At 72.4% G+C, this 21,463-nt stretch carries 20 protein-coding genes; 16 read left to right on the top strand and 4 right to left on the bottom strand.

The annotated features are described in order from the left end of the window. The first annotated feature begins 97 nt into the window (after positions 1 to 97). Together ACFY8W_RS01555 and ACFY8W_RS01550 are read left to right on the top strand one after the other, a co-directional pair. Positions 98 to 1,081, top strand: coding sequence for an acetylxylan esterase (locus ACFY8W_RS01555; RefSeq protein ID WP_391098788.1), 984 nt, complete (start codon positions 98 to 100; stop codon positions 1,079 to 1,081). Between the two features lie 90 nt (positions 1,082 to 1,171). After that, complete coding sequence (locus ACFY8W_RS01550; protein WP_391098785.1) at positions 1,172 to 2,668, top strand: beta-xylosidase; 1,497 nt, start codon at positions 1,172 to 1,174, stop codon at positions 2,666 to 2,668. Here the strand turns inward: ACFY8W_RS01550 and ACFY8W_RS01545 are convergent. The 4 genes from ACFY8W_RS01545 to ACFY8W_RS01530 all read right to left on the bottom strand — a co-directional run bounded on the left by ACFY8W_RS01545 (position 2,643) and on the right by ACFY8W_RS01530 (position 7,389). Next, positions 2,643 to 4,766 (bottom strand): molybdopterin cofactor-binding domain-containing protein, encoded by a 2,124-nt coding sequence (locus ACFY8W_RS01545; protein WP_391098782.1) that lies wholly within the window; start codon positions 4,764 to 4,766, stop codon positions 2,643 to 2,645. The genes ACFY8W_RS01550 and ACFY8W_RS01545 overlap by 26 nt on opposite strands. 141 nt (positions 4,767 to 4,907) lie before the next feature. Then, positions 4,908 to 5,909: an FAD binding domain-containing protein gene (locus ACFY8W_RS01540; protein ID WP_391098780.1), complete on the bottom strand. Its 1,002-nt coding sequence runs from the start codon at positions 5,907 to 5,909 to the stop codon at positions 4,908 to 4,910. Next, the gene (locus tag ACFY8W_RS01535) at positions 5,906 to 6,439 is read right to left on the bottom strand and encodes a 2Fe-2S iron-sulfur cluster-binding protein (RefSeq protein ID WP_391098778.1); all 534 of its coding nucleotides are present in this window, start codon (positions 6,437 to 6,439) and stop codon (positions 5,906 to 5,908) included. Before ACFY8W_RS01535 ends, ACFY8W_RS01540 begins: the two co-directional genes overlap by 4 nt. A 566-nt stretch (positions 6,440 to 7,005) precedes the next feature. Next, complete coding sequence (locus tag ACFY8W_RS01530; protein WP_391098776.1) at positions 7,006 to 7,389, bottom strand: hypothetical protein; 384 nt, start codon at positions 7,387 to 7,389, stop codon at positions 7,006 to 7,008. A 262-nt stretch (positions 7,390 to 7,651) separates the two neighbouring features. Here ACFY8W_RS01530 and ACFY8W_RS01525 point away from each other — a divergent pair, with 262 nt between their 5' ends. The 14 genes from ACFY8W_RS01525 (at position 7,652) to hypD (ending at position 21,444) form a co-directional block, all read left to right on the top strand. After that, positions 7,652 to 9,355 (top strand): enoyl-CoA hydratase-related protein, encoded by a 1,704-nt coding sequence (locus ACFY8W_RS01525; protein ID WP_391098774.1) that lies wholly within the window; start codon positions 7,652 to 7,654, stop codon positions 9,353 to 9,355. Positions 9,356 to 9,412: 57 nt separating this feature from the next. Next, positions 9,413 to 10,495, top strand: a complete 1,083-nt coding sequence (locus ACFY8W_RS01520) for a hydrogenase expression protein HypE (RefSeq protein WP_391098772.1) — start codon at positions 9,413 to 9,415, stop codon at positions 10,493 to 10,495. Positions 10,496 to 10,583: 88 nt separating this feature from the next. After that, positions 10,584 to 12,368 (top strand): nickel-dependent hydrogenase large subunit, encoded by a 1,785-nt coding sequence (locus tag ACFY8W_RS01515; RefSeq protein WP_391098770.1) that lies wholly within the window; start codon positions 10,584 to 10,586, stop codon positions 12,366 to 12,368. Then, positions 12,365 to 12,922, top strand: coding sequence for a hypothetical protein (locus ACFY8W_RS01510; protein WP_391098768.1), 558 nt, complete (start codon positions 12,365 to 12,367; stop codon positions 12,920 to 12,922). The genes ACFY8W_RS01515 and ACFY8W_RS01510 overlap by 4 nt, the downstream gene beginning before the upstream one ends. Then, positions 12,919 to 13,578 carry a DUF5947 family protein gene (locus ACFY8W_RS01505; RefSeq protein WP_391098766.1) on the top strand — a complete coding sequence of 220 codons (660 nt, stop codon included), beginning with the start codon at positions 12,919 to 12,921 and terminating at the stop codon, positions 13,576 to 13,578. The genes ACFY8W_RS01510 and ACFY8W_RS01505 overlap by 4 nt, the downstream gene beginning before the upstream one ends. Further along, entirely contained in the window at positions 13,575 to 14,213 is a 639-nt protein-coding gene (locus ACFY8W_RS01500; RefSeq protein ID WP_391098759.1) for a DUF6084 family protein, read from the top strand. Before ACFY8W_RS01505 ends, ACFY8W_RS01500 begins: the two co-directional genes overlap by 4 nt. Further along, entirely contained in the window at positions 14,210 to 15,607 is a 1,398-nt protein-coding gene (locus tag ACFY8W_RS01495; protein ID WP_391098757.1) for a hypothetical protein, read from the top strand. Before ACFY8W_RS01500 ends, ACFY8W_RS01495 begins: the two co-directional genes overlap by 4 nt. Further along, entirely contained in the window at positions 15,604 to 16,134 is a 531-nt protein-coding gene (locus ACFY8W_RS01490; RefSeq protein ID WP_391098755.1) for a hydrogenase maturation protease, read from the top strand. Before ACFY8W_RS01495 ends, ACFY8W_RS01490 begins: the two co-directional genes overlap by 4 nt. Continuing rightward, the gene (locus ACFY8W_RS01485; RefSeq protein ID WP_351179957.1) at positions 16,131 to 16,271 is read left to right on the top strand and encodes a DUF6893 family small protein; all 141 of its coding nucleotides are present in this window, start codon (positions 16,131 to 16,133) and stop codon (positions 16,269 to 16,271) included. Before ACFY8W_RS01490 ends, ACFY8W_RS01485 begins: the two co-directional genes overlap by 4 nt. Before the next feature lie 136 nt (positions 16,272 to 16,407). Then, positions 16,408 to 16,803: a hydrogenase/urease maturation nickel metallochaperone HypA gene (locus tag ACFY8W_RS01480; RefSeq protein WP_391098753.1), complete on the top strand. Its 396-nt coding sequence runs from the start codon at positions 16,408 to 16,410 to the stop codon at positions 16,801 to 16,803. 2 nt (positions 16,804 to 16,805) lie between these two features. Then, a complete protein-coding gene (hypB, locus tag ACFY8W_RS01475; protein WP_391098750.1) occupies positions 16,806 to 17,501 on the top strand; it encodes a hydrogenase nickel incorporation protein HypB in 696 nt (231 codons plus the stop codon). Next, a complete protein-coding gene (gene hypF / locus ACFY8W_RS01470) occupies positions 17,498 to 19,936 on the top strand; it encodes a carbamoyltransferase HypF (RefSeq protein ID WP_391098747.1) in 2,439 nt (812 codons plus the stop codon). The genes hypB and hypF overlap by 4 nt, the downstream gene beginning before the upstream one ends. A 9-nt stretch (positions 19,937 to 19,945) precedes the next feature. Continuing rightward, complete coding sequence (locus tag ACFY8W_RS01465) at positions 19,946 to 20,263, top strand: HypC/HybG/HupF family hydrogenase formation chaperone (RefSeq protein ID WP_391098745.1); 318 nt, start codon at positions 19,946 to 19,948, stop codon at positions 20,261 to 20,263. Further along, on the top strand, positions 20,260 to 21,444 hold the full coding sequence (gene hypD / locus ACFY8W_RS01460) for a hydrogenase formation protein HypD (RefSeq protein WP_391098743.1): 1,185 nt from the start codon (positions 20,260 to 20,262) through the stop codon (positions 21,442 to 21,444). The genes ACFY8W_RS01465 and hypD overlap by 4 nt, the downstream gene beginning before the upstream one ends. The last annotated feature ends 19 nt before the right edge of the window (positions 21,445 to 21,463 follow it).

The raw sequence follows: 21,463 nt of genomic DNA, 5'->3' as shown, positions 1-21,463 counted from the left end.
GTGCCCGGGACCCGCTGTGCCCGGGACCCGTGAGGGCGTGGTCCCCATGCCACTCGAACCCCCGCCACCCCGTCCGCACTCCGCCCGGAGGAAGCCCATGCCGCTCACCGACCTCGAGACCGACGACCTCGTCGGCTACCGGCCGCAGCTGACCGCTCCGCACGACTTCGACGCCTTCTGGCGGGACACCCTCGCCGAAGCCCGGTCCTACGACGCGACGATCAAGACCGAACGGGTCACTTCCGCGCACCTGCTGCACACCGTCGAAGTCGACGACGTACGCTTCCCCGGCTGGGACGGCGAGCCGGTGGCCGCCTGGCTCCTGCGCCCGCGCGGCGCGGAGGGACCGCTGCCGGTCGTCGTCACGTACATCGGCTACAGCGGCGGCCGTGGTCTGCCCACCGACCACCTGTTCTGGTCCGCCGCCGGCTACGCCCAGCTCGTCGTCGACAGCCGGGGCCAGGGCCACGACACCCCGGACCGGACGGCGGGCGACGGCACGCAGTGGGCCGGAGGGTTCATGACCCGAGGCATCGACTCCCCCGAGAACTACTACTACCGGCGGCTGATCACCGACTGCGTACGCGCCGTGGACGCCGTCGCCGGGCTGCCCGGCCTCGACCCGCGCAGGATCGTGGTGGCCGGCGGCAGCCAGGGCGGCGGCCTGGCCCTCGCCGTCGCCGCTCTCGCCGGAGACCGCGTGGCGGCGGCACTGCCGGACGTTCCGTTCCTGTGCCACTTCCGCCGCGCCGTGCAGATCACCGCGGAGGGCCCGTACCCGGAGATCGCCGAGTACCTGCGCCGGCACAGTCCGGACCGCGTGGAACAGACCCTCGCCACCCTCGACTACTTCGACGGCGTCCACTTCGCCCGACGGGCCACCGCACCGGCCCTGTTCAGCGTCGCCCTGATGGACCCGATCTGCCCGCCCTCCACGGTCTACGCCGCCTACAACCACTACCGGGGCGAGGACCGCACCATGACCGTCTGGCCCTTCGGCGACCACGGCGGAGGGTACGGCTCCAACCCGCCGGTCCAGCTGTCCTGGCTGCGCGAGCGTGGTCTCGCACCGGAGCTCTGACCGACGCCGGCCTGAAGAGGCCGTTGCCGTGACAGCCGCGACCGGTCCGTCCCGTCCGTCGCCCTGCCGGATCACCCCAGGAGCCGCAGAATGAAGCCGCTCACCGCACCCTCAGGACCCGCAGCCCCCGCCCGACGCAGAGCCCTCGCGTCCGTGGCCGTCCTCCTGGCCGCCCTGGCCGCAACCCTGGTGCCCGCCGCCTCGTCACAGGCCGCGGACACCACCGTCACCGTCGACTTCTCCGCCACCGGGGGCGCCCCCACGTACCGTGCCTCGGGCACCATCTACGGGATGACCGAGGACGGCTCGCTGCCGCAGGAGCACTTCTACAGGGACATCAAGTGGAAGTTCATGCGGGCCGGCGGCGCCCAGCTGGACAGCCCGGGAGGCTGGGTCGCCGGCAAGTACGACCGGCGGTGGAAGTCCACCCTCGCCCAGTACGAGAGCACCAAGGCGCTGGGCGGCACCTTCGTCATCCTGCCGCACGACCTGTGGGGCGCCGACGGGACCACTTCGCCCACCTTCCCCGGTGACAACGGTGACTGGTCCCGCTTCCACGCCTTCTACGACCGGCTGCTCGCCGACGCGAAGGCGTCCGGCATGACCGACATCCAGTGGGACATCTGGAACGAGCCCGACTACTCCGCCTTCTGGGACCGGCCGCAGGCCCAGTACCTGGAGATGTGGAAGCGGACCTACCAGCGCATCCGGGCCGCCTTCCCGGGCGCCGTCATCGTCGGTGCCAGCACTGCCGGCAAGCCCTCCGCGGACTGGGGCGGCCCCTGGTGGAACACGTACCTGGACTACGTGAAGGCGAACAACGTCGAACCCGACGTCTACAGCTGGCACGACCTGCCGGGTGACCCGGTTGCCGACGCCGACGCCGTCAGGTCCAAGCTGGCGGCACGGTCGATGACCACGAGCCGTCCGTTCCAGGTGAACGAGTACGCCGCCAACACCGAGCAGAACCCCGGCCGTGGCGGCTGGTACATCTCCCGTCTGGAGCGCGCCGGGGCGGACGGCATGCGCGCCAACTGGGCGTGGGGCGCCGACCTGCACGACTTCGCGGCGAACCTGCTCACCAAGACCGGCGGTCAGTATCTGCCCCTGGGCGAGTGGTTCCTGTACCGGTACTACGGCTCGCAGACCGGCAGCATCGTGAACCTCACGCCCGGTACGAACATCGACGGGGTGGCGACGAAGGACAACTCCGCACGCAACACCAAGATCCTGCTGGGCAGCAACGGCAACACCGGCAAGGTGACCGTGAACCTCAACCGTCTCGACACCACGTCGGTGGTGGAGAACGGCCGGGTGCGCGCGATCGTCCAGCGCATCCCGGACAACGGCGGCGGCGCGGTGACGGGGCCGGTGACGGTCTCCGACCGGACGCTGACCGTCAGCGGCAACTCGGCTTCGGTCACCGTTCCGTGGACGGATGCCGCGGACGGCCACACCGTCACGCTGCTGCCGCCGTCGAACACCACCGTCTCCACGGTCGCGGTGGTATCCCACAGCGGTCACGACCCAGCCTTGTTAACAACGCCCGTGGTCAGTACGCCTAGGAGGTGGGCGCCCGGGCGGTGAGCCGCGGGAGGAGGCGGTCGGGGGTCAGGGGGAGGTCTCGGAGGCGGACGCCGCATGCGTGCTGGACGGCGTTGGCGATCGCCGCCGCCGTGCCGACGATGCCGATCTCCCCGATGCCCTTGCTGCCCATCGGGTTGAGGTGGGGGTCGTGCTCGTCCACCCAGTGTGCCTCGATGTCCGGCACGTCGGCGCAGACGGGGACGTGGTAGGAGGCCAGGTCGTGTTCGCGGAAGTCGCCGAAGACGAGGTCCATGGTGCTGTGTTCGGTGAGCGCCATCCCGAGCCCCATCGTCATGGCGCCGATGAACTGGGAGCGGGCGGTGCGCGCGTTGAGGACCCGGCCCACGGCATAGACGCCGAGCAGCCGGCTCACCCGGACCTCTCCGGTGACCGTGTCGACGCGGACCTCCGCGAAGTGGGCGCCGAAGGCGTGGCGGGCGTACGGGGAAGTCCGCCCCGCCTCCTCATCCGTGTCCGCCTCGACCGTGACGCCCTCGGGCGGCAGCGGACGACCGGGGTCGGCGGCCAGGGTCGCGCGCAGCGCGGCACAGGCCTTGTGCACGGCCCAGCCCCAGGACGCGGTCCCGGAGGAGCCGCCGGCGACGGGGGCGTCGGGCAGTCGGCTGCTGCCGAGTTCGACGCCTACGGAGTCGAGCGGGGCGCCGAGGGCGTCGGCGGCGATCCGGGCGAGGACGGTCCGCGCCCCGGTGCCGATGTCGGTGGCGTTGACGCGGACGACGAAGCGGCCGTCCGGGGCGGCGTGGGCCGAGGCGCGGGACGGGCTCAGGAGTACGGGGTAGGTGGCGGCGGCGACACCCGTACCGGCCAGCACGTCCCCGTCCCGCCGGACGCCGGGGCGCGGATCCCGGTCCGCCCAGCCGAACCGGCGCGCGCCGTCCCGCAGGCAGGCGGCGAGGCCCCGGCTGCTGAATGGTTTGCCGCTGTCGGGCTCGGTGTCGGGTTCGTTGCGCAGCCGGAGCTCCACCGGGTCGACGCCGACCGCCTCGGCGAGTTCGTCCATGGCCGCTTCGAGGGCGTACATGCCGGACGCTTCGCCGGGGGCGCGCATCCACGACGGGGTGGGCACGTCCAGGGCGACCACCCGGTGGGTGGTGCGGCTGTGCGGGGAGGTGTACATGGTGCGGGCCGGGACGGCGGCCTGTTCGACGAACTCCTTCACCGTGGACGTCTGGGTGACCACGTCGTGGGCGAGGGCCGCGATCGTCCCGTCGGCGGCGGCGCCGATGCGGACGCGCTGGATGGTGGGCGCGCGGTGCCCCACGGTGGCGGGCAGCTCGCGGCGGGGCAGGGCGAGCCGGACGGGCCGGCCGGTGTGCCGGGCGGCCATCGCCGCGAGGACGGCCGGCGGCCGGGGGGTGCCCTTGGAGCCGAAGCCGCCGCCCACGTAGGCGGAGACGACGGTGACCTTCTGCCGGGGCAGCCGGAACAGGCGCGCGAGGACGTCCCGTACGGTCGTCGCGCCCTGGCTGGAGTCGTACACGGTCAGGCCGTCGTCGTCCCACCAGGCTGTGGCGGCGTGCGGTTCCATCGGGTGGTTGTGCAGGGCGCCCATGGTGTAGGTGGCGTCGATGCGGACCGGGGACGCGGCGAAGGCGGTGTCGAAGTCGCCCCGCTCGCGTACGGCCGGGTGGCCGCCGTTGGCCTTCTCGGGCGTGTAGAGACGCGGGTGGTCGGCGCTCAGCCGGACGTCGTGCTCGCTCGGCGCGTAGTCGATCCGCAGCGCGTCAGCGGCGGCGCGGGCGTTCTCGGGCGTGTCGGCGACCACGACGGCGACGAACCAGCCCCGGTGGGGGACCCGGTCCTCCTGGAGCAGCTCGAGCGTCGGGTCGTCGGCGTCGCCGAGGCGCGGGGCGTTCTCGTGGGTGAGGACGGCGTGTACGCCCGGGCGCTGCAGGATCTCGTCGGCGTGGACGGCCGTGACCCGCCCGCGTGCGACGGCGGCGGGCACCGGGCAGGCGTGGAGGCAGCCGGGCGGCGTCCGGTCGACGGCGTAGCGGGCCTCGCCCGTCACCTTCTGGGGGGCGTCACGCCTGACGGCCGCCGAAGGCTGCGCGGTCGCGGGTTCATGGCGGTTCATGGCGTGGTGCCTCCTCCGGTCGGCGTACGGCGGGGTGTGCGCGCTCGGACGTTCGGCGGACAGACGGATGCCGGGCGGACGCGGTGACGCCGGGCAGGATGTCAGAGGGCGTGGCAGACGGGTGCGGGCGCGTCGTGGTCGTCACGGTGCGGCCGCGGCGGCGCGGGACGCGAGGTCACCCAGGAGGCTCACGGCGAGGTTGCGGGCCAGCGGCACCTTGAAGCCGTTGTCGCGGAGAGGCTCGGCGGCGGCGAGTTCGGCATCGGCGGCCCGCCGGAAGGTCTCGGCGGTGGCCGGCGCGCCCCGCAACACCTCCTCCGCCGCCCGCGCCCGCCAGGGCTTGTGGGCGAGACCGCCGAAAGCGAGGGCGGCGTGCCCCACCTGGCCGTCCTCGACGGTCAGGACGAGGGCCACGGAGGCGAGCGCGAAGGCGTACGAGGTGCGGTCGCGGGCCTTGCGGTAGGCGCTGAGCGCGCCGGGCGGCGGCGCGGGGAGCGTCACGCCCGTGATGAGTTCGCCGGGCGCGACGACGGTGTCCAGGTCCGGGCGGTCGCCGGGCAGCCGGTGGAACGCGGCGACGGGCACCGTCCGCTCGCCGTCCGCCCCGCGCAGCCGGACCTCTGCGTCGAGGGCGGCGAGGGCGACGGCCATGTCCGAGGGGTGCGTGGCGACACAGTGGGTGGAGTGGCCGAGGACCGCGAGGTCCCGGTGGACGCCCTCCCGGGCGGGGCAGCCGGAACCGGGCAGACGCTTGTTGCACGGCGTGGACGTGTCCTGGAAGTAGGGGCAGCGGGTGCGCTGGAGGAGGTTGCCTCCGGTGGTGGCCGCGTTGCGGAGCTGGGGCGAGGCACCGGCCAGCAGTGCCTGGGACAGCACGGGGTAGCGGGTACGCACGTCGGGGTGGGCGGCGACGTCGCTGTTGCGCGCGGTCGCCCCGATCAGCAGTCCGCCGTCGGGGGTCTCCGCGACGCCGTCGAGGGGCAAGGCGCCGAGGTCGACGAGCAGCGGCGGGCCGGTGACGCCCAGCTTCATCAGGTCCACGAGGTTGGTGCCGCCCGCCAGGAAGCGGGCGCCGGGGTGGGCCGCGAGGTGCGCGATGGCCTCCTCGGTGCGTTCGGGTCGCACGTACGCGAAGGGCTTCACCGTGCGACCTCCTCGATCGCGGCCACGATGTTCGGGTAGGCGCCGCAGCGGCAGATGTTCCCGCTCATGCGTTCCCGGATCTCGTCCGGTGTGAGGGCGACGGGCTCACCCGGCAGTCGTTCCGGCGGTGTCACGTGCGAGGGTTCGCCGCGCGCCGCCTCGTTCAGCAGGGCCACGGCCGAGCAGATCTGGCCCGGTGTGCAGTAGCCGCACTGCAGGGCGTCCCGGGCGACGAACGCCTCCTGGACCGGGTGGAGACGCTCGCCGTCCGTGAGGCCCTCCACGGTGGTGACGGAACGGCCCGCGCACGCGACGGCGAACAGCAGACAGCTGTTCACCCGCCGGTCGTCGAGGAGGACGGTGCAGGCACCGCACTGCCCGTGGTCGCAGCCCTTCTTGGTGCCGGTGAGGTCGAGGTGGTCGCGCAGCGCGTCAAGCAGGGTCGTGCGGTGGTCCAGGGTGAGCGAGCGGTCCGTTCCGTTGACGCGCAGCGCCACCGTGGACGCGCGCTCCGGCAGGGTCTGGTCCACCGGTTCTCCTCCTCACCTCGGAGTCTTTGCCGACGCGGGCCCGAACGTCCGCCGCGTGGCGGTACGTGGGCGGGCCCGACCGGCCGGGTCGCCGCTCGACACGCCCGCCGACCTGTCCGCATGCGGGTGCGGACTCGTGTCCGTCGGCGTGTCCATCCGTACGCGCCTGCGTCGACGCTATGCGACGACCGCCTCCCCCGCCTCCCGCGAGCGAAGCGTCCGGCCCTGGAGGGTGTCCGGAAGTCATGGCAGCCAGAGTCGGGGCAGGCGAGGGTGACCGTGGCCTGGTACTGCCGGGCGCGTTTGTCGTAGCGGGCGGCCGGCGCCCGGTTCCGCTTGAGCCGGCTGAAGCACCGTTCGACCACGTGGCGCCGACGGAGGCAGGCGCGGATTCTGCGGGCCGAGCAGCCCTTGTGGCGCGGGCGAGGGAGCTGGTACCACAGGCCGGCACCGAGCCGAACGAACCGCGCGCGGCCGTGAGCGAGGAACGCTCCCGCCGCCCGAGGGTCACCGGCCCCGGCGCAGCCCCCACACCGCGCTGGTAGCCCTTCGTTATCGCTGTCGCGTCAGCCCGGGCGGGGACCGGAGGAGTCGTCGTCCGGGTTCACGCCGGTGAACGCCGAGTCGTCCTTCGTGCCGCTGGGGCGCTGTGTCCGACCCCTTCGGCCGGTGTCGCGCATGCCCTTCTCCGATGAGCGGCCTCGCTTCTCGCCCCTGGCAGTGTCGCTGTGAACGGTGTCGCCGGGGACGTCCCCTTCCTCCTCCTTGGAGATCTTCCGTCCCTTGCCACGCGGGGGCGCGTGCTTCTCGGGGTGGAAGGAACGCGAAGCGCTCGGGTTCTCCTGCTGTCGCGTCTCGTCCACGTCAGGGGACCAGCCGTGCTGCCCGGCCATACCGTCGCGGCTCGGCTCGCCGCGCGAGGGCTTGGAGGACTTCGGTTTCTCGGCCATGAGCCGACCTGCCTGTCGCTGCGATGGGCATGCGTTCGCATACCCGTAGGACTCTGATTTTCCCATGAGACGCATGGCAAGTCTCATGGGCGGCGCACTGCGGCGATCAGGCCGCCGATCGGCCGGACGCACACCTCGAACGGGTGAGGTGCGGGCTCCGTCACCCTGCTGCCCTCCTCGCGCTGCCCGATGATCGCAGGCGGTTGGTGGACCGCGGTTCCCAGGGCCGTACCGCCCCGCCCGCGACCCGGAAAGGCCGCTCATGCGCATCCTGCTCGTCGCCAGCAGCTTCAACAGCCTCACCCAGCGTGTCCTGGTCGAGCTGCGCGACCGCGGGCACTTCGTTCCCGTGGAGGTCACCCCCGACGGGGCCGCCGTGCGCGAGGCCGTGGCGCGCCACGCGCCCGATCTGGTCGTGGCCCCCATGCTGAAGGCCGTGGTGCCCCGCGATGTGTGGACGGCGCACCGTTGCCTGATCGTGCACCCGGGGCCCGTGGGCGACCGCGGCCCGTCCTCGCTGGACCACGCGATCCACGACGGGGCCGAGGAGTGGGGCGTCACCGTCCTCCAGGCCGACGAGGAGATGGACGCGGGCGACGTCTGGGCGTCCGCGACCTTCCGCGTGCCGGAGGTCGGCAAGAGCGATCTGTACCGCAACGAGCTGTCCGACGCCGCCGTGGCAGCCGTGCTCCGCGCCGTCGAGAGGGTCGCCGCCGGGGCGACACCCCGTCCGCAGACCGGCGAGATCCGCACCCGTCCCGCTCTCCGCCAGGAGGAGCGCCGGATTTCGTGGGGCGAGGACACCACCGGGACCGTCCTGCGCACCCTGCGGGCCGCCGACTCGCAGCCCGGTGTACCGGACCGGCTGCTCGGCGCCGAGTGGTTCCTGCACGGCGGCCACGCGGAGGACGGGTTGCGCGGGCGGCCCGGTGCTCTGCTGGCCACCCGGGCGGGTGCCGTCTGCCGCGCAACCGTGGACGGTGCGGTGTGGATCCCCGAGCTCCGTGCCCGCACCGGCCCCGGCAGGCCGCGTGCCTGCAAGCTGCCCGCCACCCTGGCCCTCGCGGGCCGGCTGCCGGACCTTCCCGAACTGCCCGCACCCGTCGCCCCGGAGCCGGGCCGGCGGACGTGGACCGACATCTCGTACTGCGAACAGGGGCCGGTCGGCGTCCTGTCCTTCGCGTTCCCCGGCGGTGCGATGAGCACCGACCACTGCCGCCGCCTGCTGGACGCGTACGAGACCGCCCGTGGGCGTCCCACCTCCGTCCTGGTGCTCGGCGGGCAGCGCGACTTCTTCTCCAACGGCATCCATCTGAACGTCATCGAGGCCGCCGCCGATCCCGCCGCCGAGTCCTGGGCCAACATCAATGCCATGAACGACCTGGTCGAGGCGGTTCTCACCACGACCGACCGGCTCGTCGTGAGCGCGATCGGCGGCAACGCCGCCGCCGGCGGTGTGATGCTCGCCCTCGCCGCCGACGAGGTCTGGTGCCGTTCGGGGTCGGTGCTCAATCCGCACTACCGGCGCATGGGTCTGTACGGATCGGAGTACTGGACCCGCACCCTGCCCGGGAAGGTGGGCGAGGCCGTGGCCGCGCGCCTCACCGAAGAGGCCCGGCCGGTGTCCGCGGCCGCCTCGCTCGCCATGGGTCTGGTCGACCGTGTCGTCGACTGCGGACCCGGGGAGTTCGCCGCCGAGGTCACCCGATTGGCTCTCCACCTGGCGTCCCGTGGCGGTCTCCAGCCGCGCATCGCGGCGAAGAAGGCGGAGCACGAGCGCCGGGAGTCCGTCACTCCCCTTGCGGCGCACCGTGAGCGGGAGCTCTCCCGGATGCGGACGATTTTCGATGATCCCGCCGCGAGCTACCACGCGCGGCGCCGGGCCTTCGTCCGGAAGGAGGAGGCCCCCCGAGCGCCGCTCCCGGACAGCCCAGGTGCGGGAGCGGGCGCATCGGCCGACTGTTAAGCAAGACCGTAGGCCCGACATGAGGCCTTCGCCCCATCCCTCCTCAGGAGGCGACCCATGAGCGCAGTGAAACCGGCCCCGGTCGAGGACCAGGGTGCCGCACCCGGCAGCGAAGAGAAGCCGATCCACATCCTCTGGATCAACGCGGGTCTGAGCTGTGACGGAGACTCGGTGGCCCTGACCGCCGCCATGCAGCCCAGCATCGAGGAGATCGCCCTCGCGGGGCTGCCAGGGCTGCCCAGGATCGCGGTCCACTGGCCACTGATCGACTTCGAGTGCGGTCCGGTGGGCGGCGCCGACACGTTCATCGAGTGGTTCTTCAAGGGGGAGCGGGGCGAGATCGACCCGTTCGTGCTGGTCGTGGAGGGATCGATCCCGAACGAGGCCATCAAGCAGGAGGGCTACTGGTGCGGCTTCGGCGACAACCCGGAGACCGGCCAGCCCATCACCACCAGCGAGTGGATCGACCGGCTGGCACCCAAGGCCCTCGCCGTGGTCGCGATCGGCACCTGCGCCACGTACGGCGGCATCCACGCGATGGCGGGGAACCCGACCGGTGCGATGGGCGTGCCCGACTACCTGGGCTGGGACTGGAAGTCCCACGCGGGCATCCCGATCGTGTGCGTGCCCGGCTGCCCCATCCAGCCGGACAACTTCGCGGAGACGCTGACCTACCTGCTCTACCAGGCGGTCGGCTCCGCGCCCATGATCCCGCTGGACGACAAGCTCCGTCCGACCTGGCTGTTCGGGGCCACCGTGCACGAGGGCTGCGACCGGGCCGGCTACTACGAGCAGGGCCAGTTCGCCTCGACGTACGACTCGCCCAAGTGCCTCGTGAAGCTCGGTTGCTGGGGCCCCGTCGTCAAGTGCAACGTCCCCAAACGCGGCTGGATGAACGGCGTCGGCGGCTGTCCGAACGTCGGCGGCATCTGCATCGCGTGCACGATGCCCGGATTCCCGGACAAGTTCATGCCGTTCATGGACGAACCTCCCGGTGCCAAGGTCTCCGTCTCCGCCAGCGGTGTGTACGGCTCGGTGATCCGCCGGCTCCGGAGCATGACGTCCAGGACCGTGGACAAGGAGCCGAAGTGGCGGCACACCGGTGAACGGGTGACCACCGGCTACCGGCCGCCCTGGTGACCGCGACCCCTCGCGCCACCCCCGCAGAACCCCCATCCATCCCACTGTTCGCGAAGACGAAGAGCTGACGAAGGGCACCACAGCGACCATGGCATCCCCTGCGAAGACGACGGGTGACGGCTCCGGACTGGTGGAGATGGCGTGGGACCCCATCACCCGGATCGTGGGCAGCCTCGGCATCCACACGAAGATCGATTTCAAGCAGAAGCGCGTCGCGGAGTGCTACAGCACGTCCTCCGTCTTCCGCGGCTACAGCGTCTTCATGCGGGGCAAGGATCCCCGCGACGCGCACTTCATCACCAGCCGCATCTGCGGCATCTGCGGTGACAACCACGCGACTTGCTCCGTGTACGCGCAGAACATGGCGTACGGCGTGAAGCCCCCGCATCTCGGCGAGTGGATCATCAACCTCGGCGAGTCCGCGGAGTACATGTTCGACCACAACATCTTCCAGGAGAACCTGGTCGGGGTCGACTACTGCGAGAAGATGGTCCGCGAGACCAACCCCGGCGTCCTGGAGCTGGCCGAGCGCACCGAGGCGCCGCACGCCGCCGAGCACGGCTACCGCACGATCGCGGACATCATGCGCTCCCTCAACCCCCTCGAAGGCGAGTTCTACCGCGAGGCGCTCCAGGTCAGCCGCTACACCCGGGAGATGTTCTGTCTCATGGAGGGGCGGCACGTCCATCCCTCCACCCTCTACCCCGGCGGCGTCGGGACAGTCGCGTCCGTGCAGCTGTTCACCGACTACATGAGCCGCCTCATGCGCTACGTGGAGTTCATGAAGCGGGTCGTCCCCCTCCACGACGACCTCTTCGACTTCTTCTACGAGGCGCTGCCCGGCTACGAGGAGGTCGGCCGCCGCCGTGTGCTGCTCGGCTGCTGGGGCGCGCTCAACGACCCCGAGCACTGCGACTTCACCTACGCCAACATGACCGACTGGGGCCGGCGGATGTTCGTCACCCCCGGTGTCGTCGTCGACGGCAAGCTGGTGACCAACGACCTCACCGAGATCAACCTCGGCATCCGCATCCTGCTCGGCAGCTCCTACTACGAGGACTGGCAGGGCCAGGAGCAGTTCGTCACCCACGATCCGCTGGGCAACCCGGTCGACCCGCGCCATCCGTGGAACCAGCACACGATCCCGGCCCCGCAGAAGCGGAACTTCGACGACAAGTACAGCTGGGTCATGTCCCCGCGCTGGTTCGACGGCAAGGACCACCTGGCACTGGACACCGGCGGCGGCCCCATCGCGCGCCTGTGGTCCACCGCGCTCTCCGGTCTCGTCGACATCGGCTACGTCAAGGCCACCGGGCACAGCGTCGTGATCAACCTCCCCCGGACGATGACCAAGCCGGAGACCACCTTCGAGTGGAAGATCCCGAAGTGGAGCAACGCCCTGGAGCGCAACCGCGCCCGGACCTACTTCCAGGCGTACGCGGCCGCCGTCGCCCTGCACTGCGCCGAGAAGGGACTGGAGGAGGTCCGCGCCGGCCGCACGCAGACGTGGGAGAAGTTCGAAGTGCCGGACGAGTCCATCGGCGTCGGCTTCACCGAGGCCGTACGGGGTGTCCTCTCGCACCACATGGTCATCAGGGACGGCAAGATCGCCAACTACCATCCCTATCCGCCGACGCCGTGGAACGCCTCCACGCGGGACACGTTCGGGACCCCCGGTCCGTACGAGGACGCGGTGCAGAACACCCCCATCTTCGAGGAGAACACGCCCGAGAACTTCAAGGGCATCGACATCATGCGCGCGGTGCGCAGCTTCGACCCCTGCCTGCCGTGCGGCGTCCACATGTACACGGGCGACGGCAGGACCGTGAAGCAGATGCACGTGCCCACCGGCCTGAGCGGTCTGGCCGGATGAGCGCGACCACCGCCGAACAGGCGGGCCGACGGGTCGAGGAGGTCCTGGACCGGCTGGCCGAGAACGGCGACGCCGAGGCCTGCGCGGCCGCGGAAGAAGTCGTACGCGTCCTCATGGAGTTCTACGGCAGCGGCATCGCCCGCGTCGTCGAGCTCCTCGGGCGCCCCGCCGCCCGTCCACCCGCCGACCCGCTGGGCCCGCTGCTCGCGGACGAACTCGTCGCGAGCCTCCTCAACCTGCACGGACTGCACCCCGAGGACGCGCCGGCCCGTATCGACCGCGCCCTGGCCGCCCTGCCGCAGCCCGTGGAGAACGCCGGATTCGACCCGGTGACGGGCGTGCTGCGGCTGCGGGTCACCGCCTCGACCGGCTGCGGCTGCTCCGGCACGCAGGAGTCCGTCCGGCAGGCGGCCGTGGACGCCCTCGCCTGCTTCGCCCCCGAGGTGACCGGCGTGGAGCTGGAGAGCCGCGCCCCGCGCGAACCGGCGCTGCTCCAGATCGGCACCCGTCCGTCGCTCGCGGGCGCGGACAACCGCTCATCGGCGGCCCGGTGAACGGGCCGCCGAACAGCGCCGTGCGGCCCCCGGCGCCCACCGGCCTGCGCCGGTTCACCACTCCCCGCCCGCCCCGCGAGGAGCGCTGCGAACTGTGCGGCGCCCCGCTGGCGGCCGAGGAGCGCCACCCGCACCTCGTCGACACGGACAAGCGGGCCCTGGTCTGCGCCTGCGGCCCGTGCGCGCAGCTCATGGACCGTTCCGCCGCCTCCCCGGGACGGTTCCGGGCGGTCCCTGGCCGCTTCCTGAGCGACCCGGGCCACCGGATCGACGACCGCGCCTGGGAGTCGCTGCGGATCCCGGTCTCGGTCGCGTTCTTCTTCCGCAACTCCGCCCTCGACCGGCCGGTGGTGCTCTACCCGAGCCCCGCCGGCGCCACCGAGAGCGAACTGGAGGAGGACGCCTGGCGGTCCGTCCTCGATGCCACCCGGCTCGCCGCCCACCTCGAACCCGACGTCGAGGCCCTGCTGCTGCGCCGCCACGAGGGCCGCACCGAATGCTTCCTCGTGCCGATCGACCTCTGCTACGAACTGGTGGGCCGCATGCGACTCCACTGGCAGGGCTTCGACGGAGGCGCGGAGGCGCGGGCGGACCTCGACGCCCTCTTCGCCCACGTCCGCGGCCTGGCCCGCGAGCCGCAGGGGAGCCGGCCGTGACCGAGTTCTCCTTCGACTGCACCGACGTCCGCGCCGACGCATACGCGGCCGGACCCACGCTCGTGTTCCGGCTGCGGATCACCGCCACCGGCGGCACCCGGGTCCACGCCATGGCCCTGCGCTGCCAGATCCGTGTCGAACCCGCCCGGCGTGGCTACGACGACGACGAGGCGGCGGCCCTGGCCGACCTCTTCGGCGAACGCTCCCGGTGGGGCAGCAGCCTCAACCCGGTCCAGTTCGCCCAGGCCTCCGTCATGGTGCCCGGCTTCACCGGCGAGATCGAGACCGACCTCGTCGTGCCGTGCACCTACGACACCGACATCGCCGCGTCCCGCTACTTCCGGGCGCTCTCCGACGGCGACGTCCCGCTGCTCCTGCTCTTCTCCGGCACCGCCTTCACCGGGGCCGGCGGCTTCCACGTCGAGCCCGTCCCCTGGGACAAGGAGGTCTCCCACCGCATGCCCGTGAAGGTGTGGCGAGAGATGATCGACCAGCACTTCCCCGGCTGCGGATGGATCCGGCTCCCGGGCGACGCCATGGACGCCCTGCTCGCCTACCGCTCGCGCCGGGCCCTCCCGTCGTGGGAGGCCACCGTCGAGTCCCTGCTCGAAGCGGCGGGGGAGAGGACACGATGACCACCGTCGCCTTCACCCCCGGAACCGAGGCGCGGTTCGCCGTCGCCCGGTCCGTCGCCGACGCCGTCCTCTTCGAGGGGTACGTGCTCTACCCGTACCGTGCCTCCGCCGCGAAGAACCGGCTCCGCTGGCAGTTCGGGGTCCTGGTGCCGCCGTCCTGGAGCGCCGCCGCCGAGGAGCACGACTTCCAGCTCACCGAGTGCCTCATGGAGCCCAGGACCGGCGCCGAACTCGCCGTGGAGGTCCGCTTCCTGCGTGCCCAGCGGCGTACCGTCGAGGAACTCCGTGAGGACGGGACCTTCGCGCCGACCGGCGAACTCCGGCTGGCCGACCGGGTCCTGGTGGCCTGGGACGAGGGCGTCGAGGAGCGCGTCACCCTCGTCGTGCCCGTCGCCGAACTGCGGGGCGACGGCGCTGTCCTGCCCTTCACCCGCCCCGCCGCCGAGGAGACGGAGGAGGTCACCGACGCCGACGGACGCGTCCTCGGCCGGCTCGTACGCCGCCGCGAGGAGATCAGCGGCACCCTGCGGATCTCGGCGGCCGAACTCGACGGCCCGTACCGCGTCGAGCGCCTCTCGGTCACGGTGGAGAACACCAGCGACTGGACCGCCGAGGGGGACACCGACCGCCACGCGGCACTGCCGTACTCCCTCGTCGCCACCCACACGCTGCTCCGCATCGACGGCGGCTCGTTCCTGTCGATGACCGACCCACCGGAATGGGCCAGGGGCGCCGTCGCCGCCTGCCGCAACCTGCACACCTGGCCCGTCCTTGCCGGAGAACCCGGACGCGACGACCTGATGCTCTCCTCGCCGATCATCCTGGAGGACCACCCGGCCATCGCGCCCGAGAGCCCCGGCGCCCTCTACGACGCGACCGAGATCGACGAGATCCTCGCCCTGCGAACGGCGGCTCTCACCGACGAGGAGAAGCGCGAGGCCAGGGGGACCGACGCCCGCGCCGCGGCGGTGATCGAGCTGGCGGACACCATGCCGCCCGAGGTCCTCGAACGCCTGCACGGAGCGGTACGGAGCCTCCAGAGCGTCACCGGGCCCCCGAAGCCGGCCGGAGACATCCTCGCACCGGAGACGCCCTGGTGGGACCCGGGCGGCGACACCGGTGTCGATCCGGGCAGTGACCACGTCGTCGTCGACGGGCGCGCGGTCCGCGCGGGCAGCAGGGTCCTCCTGCGCCCCCGGCTGCGCCGCACGGACGCCCAGGACCTGTTCCTCGACGGGCGCAGTGCCCTGGTCGAGGCCGTCCTCCACGACGTCGACGGCGGAGTCCACATCGCGGTGACCGTGGAGGACGACCCGGGCGCCGACATCCGCCGCGAACAAGGCCGGTTCCTCTACTTCCAGCCCGACGAGGTCGAAGCCCTGGAGGACGCGTGAACGGCCCCGCGCCCGGAGCCCGGACGCCCGGCACGGCCCGCACCCTCGTGGCCGGGGTGGGCAACATCTTCCTCGGCGACGACGGCTTCGGCGTGGAGACCCTGCGGCGGCTCAGCCGCGAGGAACTGCCCGCCTCCGTCGAACTGGCCGACGTCGGGGTCCGCGGCGTCCACCTCGCCTACGAACTCCTCGACGGCTGGGACACCCTCGTCCTCGTCGACGTCACCGCCCGCGGCGGTGAACCCGGGACGCTCTATCTCATCGACGCCTCGGCGGCCGACGACCGCGGCCGCGGCACGGAGCCCGCCCCGCTCGACGGCCACCGGATGACGCCCGACGCCGTCCTCGCCCTGCTCGACACCCTGTGCGCGGGAACCGGGGCCGCGCCGCCACGGCGGATCCTCGTCGTCGGCTGCGAACCGGCCTGCCTCGACGAGGGCATCGGGCTGAGCCCGCAGGTCGCCGCGGCCGTGCCCGAGGCGGTGCGCATGGTGACCGAACTGGTCCGCCAGGAAGCCGTCGTATGAAGACCGAAACGGAGAGCACCATGCACAGGAACGTCCTCGGCGCCGCAGTCGCCGCCACCGCCGCCCTGGCCGTCGTGGCCGTCGTCGTCGGAGTCCTCCCCGACCTCCGGCGCTACCTGCGCATCAGCAGGATGTGACGCACCCGCGGGCCGGTGGCGGCGGCTGCACCGAACGGACGACACCGCCGTGCGGTCCCGGCGCGCCGGGCAGGACTCCGCCGCCGCCCGGCCTCTAATGGCGCCCGAGACCCACCCGCGCCCAGGACGGAGACCGATGCACGAGATGTCCCTCGCGGTCGCGGTCGTGGATCAGGTCGAGAGCGCGGCGAAGTCCCGCGGGGCCCTCGGTGTCAGCAGCATCGAGCTGGACGTGGGCGAACTGGCCGGCGTCGTCGCCGACGCCCTCGCCTTCTGCTTCGAACTCGCCTGCGCCGGAACCGTCGTCGAGGGCGCCGAGCTGATCACCCGTACCGTCCCGGGCACCGCGCGCTGCGAACCCTGCGCCGAGGACTGGGCGGTCGGCATGCCGCCCCGGCTGCTCTGCCCCGGCTGCGGCGGCGCAGCCGACGAACTCGTCTCCGGCCGCGAACTCCGGATCCGGGAGGTCCGCTGGGCCGGCCCCGAGACGACGCACGAACGACATCGCCGACCGATCACCGAGGAGAGCTGAGCATGTGCCGAGCCGTCGATCTCCAGCGCGCCGTCCTCGCCAAGAACGAGGCCGCGGCACAGATCCTGCGTACCGAACTGACCTCCCGCGGCACCACGGTGGTCAATCTGCTCTCCAGCCCCGGAAGCGGCAAGACCGCCCTGCTGGAGCGTGAACTGCGCCTCGCCGGCGAACGGGGCGTCGCCGCCGCCGCGCTCACCGCCGACCTGGCCACGGAGAACGACGCCCGCCGTCTGGCCCGCTCGGGCGTCCCCGTCAAGCAGGTGCTCACCGACGGCCTCTGCCACCTGGAGGCCGACATGGTCGCCCGGCACCTGCACGACTGGCTGCCCGAGTCCACCCGGCTGCTGTTCGTCGAGAACGTCGGCAATCTCGTCTGCCCCGCCGGCTACGACCTGGGGGAGTCCCTCCGCGTGGTGCTCGCCTCCGTCACCGAAGGGGAGGACAAGCCGCTCAAGTACCCCACCGCGTTCGGCCTCGCCCAGTTGGTGATCGTCACCAAGACCGACATGGCCGAGGCGGCGGAGTTCGACGAGACGGCCTTCCGCGCCCACGTGCAGCAGGTCAACCCCGGAGTCGAGGTCGTCCTCAGCTCGGTGCGTGACGGCCGGGGCGCCGGAGCACTCCTCGACCGGGCCCTCGCCGCGACCGAGGGGAACCGAGTCCACACCCCGGTGATGGCCCGGGCCGGCGCGTGAGCACGGCGCGACCCGGACCCGCACCCGCCACGGCCCCGCTGCGCAGCCGTGTGGTCGTCCGCGGTGTCGTGCAGGGCGTGGGCTTCCGGCCTTTCGTCCACGCCCTCGCCACCGGGCTGCGTCTGTCCGGTCACGTCACCAACACGGCGGACGGCGTCGTCGCGGAGGTCGAGGGAGCCCCCGAGGACGTCGCCTCCTTCTGCGCCCGCCTCGCGCCCGACGCCCCGCCCATGGCCTGGGTGGAGTCGGTCGAGACGGCCGAGGTGGCCGCGAGCGGCGGCAGCGGATTCACGATCGTGCCCTCCCGCCAGGGCGGCGCCGTCCGCACGCTCGTCCCGCCGGACACGGCCACCTGCGACGACTGCCTCGCGGAGCTCGCCGACCCGGCCGACCGGCGGTATCTGCACCCCTTCATCACCTGCACCAACTGCGGCCCGCGGTTCACGATCGTGACGGGACTGCCCTACGACCGGGCCCACACCACCATGGCCGGCTTCCCGATGTGTCCGGACTGCGCCCGGGAGTACGCGGACCCGGCCGACCGGCGCTTCCACGCGCAGCCCGTCGCCTGCCCCCGCTGTGGTCCCCGGCTGCGGCTGGTCACGGCGCCTGACGGTCCAGCACCGTCCGGCCCCGAGCAGAACGTCCGCCTCTCCTCCGACTCCGGCAACGCCCCGGTCGCAGCCGCGCGCAGGATGCTCGCCTCCGGCGCGATCCTCGCCGTCAAGGGCCTCGGCGGCTATCACCTGGCCTGCGACGCGACGAACCCGGACGCGGTGGCCGAACTGCGCCGCCGCAAGGCGCGCGGTGACAAACCGTTCGCGATGATGGCCGCGGACCTCGCCGACATCGAGCCCCTCGTCCACCTCGGCACGCTCGAACGCGAACTCCTCACCGGCTCCGTCCGGCCCGTCGTCCTGCTGCGCCGCCGCCACGACGCCCGGCCGCGCCACGGGGCCGCACCGGCGCGGGAGGTGGCGCCGGGCAGCCCGGACCTCGGCTTCATGTTCCCGTACACCCCGGTGCACCACCTCCTCCTCGGGCTCGGCTCGGCGGACCGGGAAGGGCCCCGCCTGCTGGTGATGACCAGCGGCAATCTCGCGGGCGAACCCATCGTCACGGACGACGCGGAGGCGCTTACCAGGCTCGCCGGTCTGGCGGACGCCTGGCTGCTGCACGACCGACCGATCCATGTGCCCTGCGACGACTCCGTCGTCCGCGTCTGCGACGGCGAACAGCTGACGCTGCGCCGCTCCCGGGGCTACGCACCGTTGCCGGTCGTGCTGCCCGTCGACGTCGCTCCCGCACTCGCCGTCGGAGGTGACCTGAAGAACACCTTCTGTCTCGGCGCCGGACGTCAGGCATGGCTCTCCGCCCACATCGGGGACATGGACGACCTCGCCACGCAGCTCGCCTTCGCCTCCGCCGAGGGTCAGCTCGAGTCCGTGACGGGCGTGCGGCCCGGACTGCTCGCCGCCGACCGCCACCCGGCCTACCGGTCCACCCGCTGGGCGCGCGAACACGCGGCGGGACGGCCCGTCGTCCCGGTACAACACCACCACGCGCACGTCGCGGCGGCGATGGCCGAGAACGGTCTCGACGGCACGCGTCCCGTGATCGGCGTGGCCTTCGACGGCACCGGCTACGGTCTCGACGGCGCCGTGTGGGGCGGTGAGTTCCTTCTCGCGGACTACGCCGGATTCCGACGGTTCGCGCACCTGGCCTGCGTACCCCTGCCGGGCGGTGACGCGGCCGTACGACGGCCGTACCGCATGGCCCTGTCCCACCTACGGGCCGCGGGCCTCGCCGCCGACCGGGGCCTGCCCTGCACGCGAGCCTGTCAGCCCGGGGAACTATCCCTGCTGGAAAGGCAGTTGGAGCGCGAGCTGAACTGCGTTCCCACGTCCAGCATGGGGCGCCTCTTCGACGCCGTCTCCTCGATCGTGGGGATCTGCCAGCACGCGGGATACGAGGCGCAGGCCGCGATCGAGCTGGAGGCCGCGGCCCTGCGCGCTCCCGCCGTGGACGAGGACGCACGCTACGTCTTCCGGCTCGGCTCGCCGCGGACCGGTGCCCCGCTCACCGCCGACCCCGCACCTCTTCTGGCGGCGGTGGTCGCCGACGTGCTGGACGGAACCCCCGCAGCCGTCGTCGCGGCGCGGTTCCACCGGGCCGTGGCCCGACTGGTGAGAGTGGTCTGCGCCGCCGCCCGCGGCGAGACCGGCGTGGAGACCGTCGCCCTGACCGGAGGAGTGTTCGCCAACACGGTGCTCTCCTCGGCCTGCGCCGAAGGACTGCGGCAGGACGGCTTCACCGTCCTGCGCCACCGTCGGATCCCGCCGAACGACGGCGGGCTGGCTCTGGGCCAGCTCGTCGTGGCCGCCCGGACCACGGACGGGGCGGCCCCCGGCACGCCACGACGAGAGCGAAAGTGAGGAGACACCATGTGCCTGGCGGTACCCGGAAAAGTGCTGGACGTCGAGGTCCGGGACGGCACCCGCATGGCCACCGTCGACTTCGGCGGCGTGGTCAAGGAGGTGTGCCTGGAGTACCTGCCGGACCTGAAGCCCGGTGAGTACGCCATCGTGCACGTGGGCTTCGCCCTCCAGAAGCTCGACGAGGAGTCGGCCCGGCGGACGCTGGAGCTGTTCGAGACCCTCGGCCTGCTCCAGGAGGAGTTCGGAGACCCGTGGGAGGCCGCCGAGGCCGCGGGCAGCGAGTGGCAGGCGCAGGACGGCGTCCGCGGGGAGGTACGGCCGTGAAGTACATCGACGAGTTCCAGAACCCGGACCTGGCAGGCCGGCTGCTCGACGAGATCCGCGCGACGGTGACACGCCCCTGGGCCCTGATGGAAGTCTGCGGCGGCCAGACCCACAGCATCATCCGGCACGGCATCGACCAGCTTCTGCCGCCCGAGATCGAGCTGATCCACGGCCCGGGCTGTCCGGTCTGCGTCACCCCGCTGGAGATGATCGACAAGGCCCTGGAGATCGCTTCCCGGCCAGGGGTGATCTTCTGCTCCTTCGGCGACATGCTCCGCGTGCCCGGCACGGGCCGCGACCTGTTCCAGGTCCGCGGGCAGGGCGGCGACGTCAGGGTGGTCTACTCTCCTCTGGACGCGCTGCGGATCGCCGAGCAGAACCCCGACCGGGAGGTGGTCTTCTTCGGCATCGGCTTCGAGACCACGGCGCCGCCCAACGCGATGACGGTCCATCAGGCGCGCAAGCGGAACATCCGCAACTTCAGCCTGCTCGTGTCCCACGTCCGCGTCCCTCCGGCGATCGACGCGATCATGCGGTCCCCTGACTGCCGCGTCCAGGGTTTCCTCGCCGCCGGCCACGTCTGCAGCGTGATGGGCACGGCCGAGTACCCGGAGCTCGCGCGACGCCACCGGGTGCCGATCGTGGTCACCGGATTCGAGCCGCTGGACATCCTGGAAGGCGTACGCAGGACCCTGCTCCAGCTGGAGCAGGGCGAGCACAGGGTCGAGAACGCCTATCAGCGCGCCGTGACAGCCGAGGGCAATCCGGCGGCACAGGCGATGCTGAGCGACGTCTTCGAGGTCGCCGACCGGGCCTGGCGCGGCATCGGCGTCATCCCGGACAGCGGCTGGCGCCTGTCCGAACGCTACCGTGACCACGACGCCGAGCACCGTTTCTCCGTCGAGGGGATCGACACCCGCGAGCCCGCCGAGTGCCGCAGCGGCGAAGTCCTCCAGGGCCTGCTGAAACCGAACGAGTGCGAGGCGTTCGGCACCACCTGCACGCCCCGCTCCCCGCTCGGCGCCACGATGGTGTCCAGCGAGGGCGCCTGCGCTGCTTACTACCTCTACCGGCGGCTCGACGCGGGAACCCCGGGACAGCGGCCTCCCGCGTCGGCCCGCACGGCCTCCGGCACCCCGTCCCCGGTCACCGCTTCCCTGGAGGGCAGCCCCCTTGCCTGACACCGTCAGCACCACCCCA

The sequence above is a fragment of the Streptomyces sp. NPDC012637 genome (assembly GCF_042954805.1).
In the GTDB taxonomy this organism is placed as follows: Bacteria; Actinomycetota; Actinomycetes; order Streptomycetales; family Streptomycetaceae; genus Streptomyces.
The sequence above is the reverse complement of the archived record's forward strand: the minus strand, read 5'-3'. Positions and strand labels throughout refer to the sequence as shown.

Coding starts and splice junctions, on each gene's coding strand:
- ACFY8W_RS01555 (WP_391098788.1), top strand. CDS start 98: ATGCCGCTCACCGACCTCGAGACCGACGACCTCGTCGGCTACCGGCCG.
- ACFY8W_RS01550 (WP_391098785.1), top strand. CDS start 1,172: ATGAAGCCGCTCACCGCACCCTCAGGACCCGCAGCCCCCGCCCGACGC.
- ACFY8W_RS01545 (WP_391098782.1), bottom strand. CDS start 4,766: ATGAACCGCCATGAACCCGCGACCGCGCAGCCTTCGGCGGCCGTCAGG.
- ACFY8W_RS01530 (WP_391098776.1), bottom strand. CDS start 7,389: ATGGCCGAGAAACCGAAGTCCTCCAAGCCCTCGCGCGGCGAGCCGAGC.
- ACFY8W_RS01525 (WP_391098774.1), top strand. CDS start 7,652: ATGCGCATCCTGCTCGTCGCCAGCAGCTTCAACAGCCTCACCCAGCGT.
- ACFY8W_RS01520 (WP_391098772.1), top strand. CDS start 9,413: ATGAGCGCAGTGAAACCGGCCCCGGTCGAGGACCAGGGTGCCGCACCC.
- ACFY8W_RS01515 (WP_391098770.1), top strand. CDS start 10,584: ATGGCATCCCCTGCGAAGACGACGGGTGACGGCTCCGGACTGGTGGAG.
- ACFY8W_RS01510 (WP_391098768.1), top strand. CDS start 12,365: ATGAGCGCGACCACCGCCGAACAGGCGGGCCGACGGGTCGAGGAGGTC.
- ACFY8W_RS01495 (WP_391098757.1), top strand. CDS start 14,210: ATGACCACCGTCGCCTTCACCCCCGGAACCGAGGCGCGGTTCGCCGTC.
- ACFY8W_RS01485 (WP_351179957.1), top strand. CDS start 16,131: ATGAAGACCGAAACGGAGAGCACCATGCACAGGAACGTCCTCGGCGCC.
- ACFY8W_RS01480 (WP_391098753.1), top strand. CDS start 16,408: ATGCACGAGATGTCCCTCGCGGTCGCGGTCGTGGATCAGGTCGAGAGC.
- hypB (WP_391098750.1), top strand. CDS start 16,806: ATGTGCCGAGCCGTCGATCTCCAGCGCGCCGTCCTCGCCAAGAACGAG.
- ACFY8W_RS01465 (WP_391098745.1), top strand. CDS start 19,946: ATGTGCCTGGCGGTACCCGGAAAAGTGCTGGACGTCGAGGTCCGGGAC.